Below are 2,339 nucleotides of genomic sequence, written 5' to 3'. Positions count from 1 at the left end.
CCGGTTTTTGCCAAGTGGCTGACAATCACCAACACGGGCAGTCAGACCGTCCGGCTGACAAAGTTCACCAGCGAGCGCCTTGCTTTTGTGGAGCCCGAGTCGGTGGTGGATAAGATCGAGCGCTGGGATCAGCCGAATTTTTCGGTCTCGACGGACTACAGCTTCGGCGGGATGGGCCAGAGCAACTCCAATAAAACGGTTCATTTAGTACCCGACCCCGCCTACCAGACTCAAGTCAACTACGAGCGCCAGACGCCATGTCTACTGGAGGTGCACCCACCCTATGGCCCCGATATTGACCTTGCCCCCGGAGCCAGCACCGATAGCTTTCGAACGTTTCTGCTCCTCCACGACTCTACCGAGCGGGAGCGCAAGGGGCTGGCTCTGCGCAAGATGTATCGGACACTAGCTCCGTGGGTTTTAGACAATCCACTTCTGCTCCACGTGACGACCACCAACCCGGAGACAGTCAAGACGGCAATTGACCAGTGCGCCGAAGTCGGCTTTGAGATGGTGATCCTGAGCTTTGGCAGTGGCCTGAACATGGAAGACACCTCACCACAGAATATCGCCAAGTTCAAAGCGCTGGCCGACTATGCCCACAGCAAGAAAATCCGTCTGGGCGGCTACTCGCTTCTGGCCTCCCGGCGCATCTCCGATGAGCACGATGTGAAAAATCCCAATGGGGCGATCTTTGGCAATAGCCCGTGTTTGGGAAGCAAGTGGGGAATCGAGTACTTTGAGAAGCTCAAGAGATTTCTCAGCGAGACAGGCTTCGATATTCTAGAGCACGATGGCAGCTACCCCGGCGATATCTGCTCCGCGACAAATCACCCTGGCCACAAAAGCCTCGCCGACTCGCAGTGGACTCAGTTTATGCAGATTCGGGACTTCTACCACTGGTGCCGTGGCAAGAATATCTACCTCAATGTCCCGGATTTTTACTTCCTCAATGGCTCCAACAAGACCGGCATGGGCTATAGAGAAACAAACTGGAGCTTGCCCCGAGCCGAGCAAGTGCTCCACGCGCGCCAGAATCTCTTTGATGGTACCTGGGAGAAAACCCCGAGCATGGGCTGGATGTTTGTGCCGCTGGTGCAGTACCAAGGCGGCGGTGCAGCAGCGACCATCGAGCCGCTCCGAGAACATCTCCCCGACTACGAGCGGCACCTCCAGAACAATCTTGGGTACGGGGCACAAGCCTGCTACCGTGGCCCGCGCCTCTACGACTCGCCGGAGACCAAGGCTCTGGTGATAAAGTGGGTGAGCTGGTTCAAAACCCACCGTAAGATTCTTGAGAGCGATGTGCTCCACCTACGCCGCGCCGATGGCCAGGACTGGGACGGCGTGCTCCATGTCAACCCGAGCCTCAAAACCAAAGGCATGGCCGTGCTCTTCAACCCCACCCCACAGCCCCTCACCCGAGAGCTGCGCTTGCCACTCTACTACACCGGACTCGCCAAAAGTGCCAAGCTGAAAATCGGAGCAGGGGAAGCAAGCATGATCCGCCTAGAGCGGGACTACTCGGTGACGATCAAAGTAACCATTCCCGCCAGCGGCATGCAGTGGGTGACAGTAGAGTAGCCCGCTCCCCTTAGTTTGTGAGCTTTCGACGGTGCTGGCGGTACTCACGCTCCAGCCGGGAGACGAAGTTTCGCAACCAGTCCTGCGCCCAGTCGTTGGTCGCGCCCATCAGCGGCAAACTCTCCCGCTCACGGGCAATCCTCAAATTGGTGATGCCCGCGTTGCGCAGTGACTGGATATGGGCCTCCCGAATCCCACTCACCTCCATCATGCGCTCAATGGAGCACTGAGTAAGCTGCTCCTCAACCCATTCCTTCTGAGTCATCGTCATCACCATCTGCATCACCAGATTTATCTCAGGCTCCTGTGGCGTAGGCAGCGCAGCATTGAAGCGCGACTGCCGAAAAAGCGATTTGAACCATTCCATACTTTCAATATCAGTTAAACTATTTTTTACGCTCATAGTAATTTTATTTTTTCTCACAAACCTCGTGTGCGTGTTGACGATCAATATCCCGCTTTGGGGCGCCCCCTGCTCAGCGATGTGTGGATTAGCCAGCCTGTAGAATCGTCGGGTACAATCCGGCCATGTCCACCCCGTTTGTTCACCTCCACAACCACTCCGAGTTTTCGCTTCTTGATGGCGCTTCCAAGATCAAAGATATGGTGAAATATGCCGTGGAGATGGAGATGCCCGCGCTGGCTCTCACCGATCATGGCGTGATGTACGGTGCGTTTGAGTTCTATACAGCGGCGCGTGCGGCAGGGATTAAGCCGCTGGTGGGAAGCGAGCTCTATGTGGCGACCCGAGGGCG

General features: G+C 56.4%; 2 protein-coding genes and 1 pseudogene. 2 read left to right on the top strand and 1 reads right to left on the bottom strand.

Annotated features, from left to right (window positions below):
• Positions 1-1,584 (top strand): annotated as a pseudogene (locus RMO15_RS01130) (hypothetical protein); the annotation flags it as partial.
• A gap of 10 nt (positions 1,585-1,594) precedes the next feature.
• Here the strand turns inward: RMO15_RS01130 and RMO15_RS01125 are convergent.
• Entirely contained in the window at positions 1,595-1,951 is a 357-nt protein-coding gene (locus RMO15_RS01125) for a hypothetical protein (RefSeq protein WP_309707068.1), read from the bottom strand.
• Positions 1,952-2,112: 161 nt separating this feature from the next.
• On the opposite strand from RMO15_RS01125, the gene RMO15_RS01120 reads away from it, so the two are divergent.
• Positions 2,113-2,339 (top strand): PHP domain-containing protein (locus RMO15_RS01120; protein WP_309707066.1); only part of this gene is annotated, 227 nt, incomplete at its 3' end.

Source organism: Armatimonas sp., assembly GCF_031410135.1.
Lineage (GTDB): Bacteria > Armatimonadota > Armatimonadia > Armatimonadales > Armatimonadaceae > Armatimonas.
This window is presented reverse-complemented; position numbering and strand designations above follow the sequence as displayed.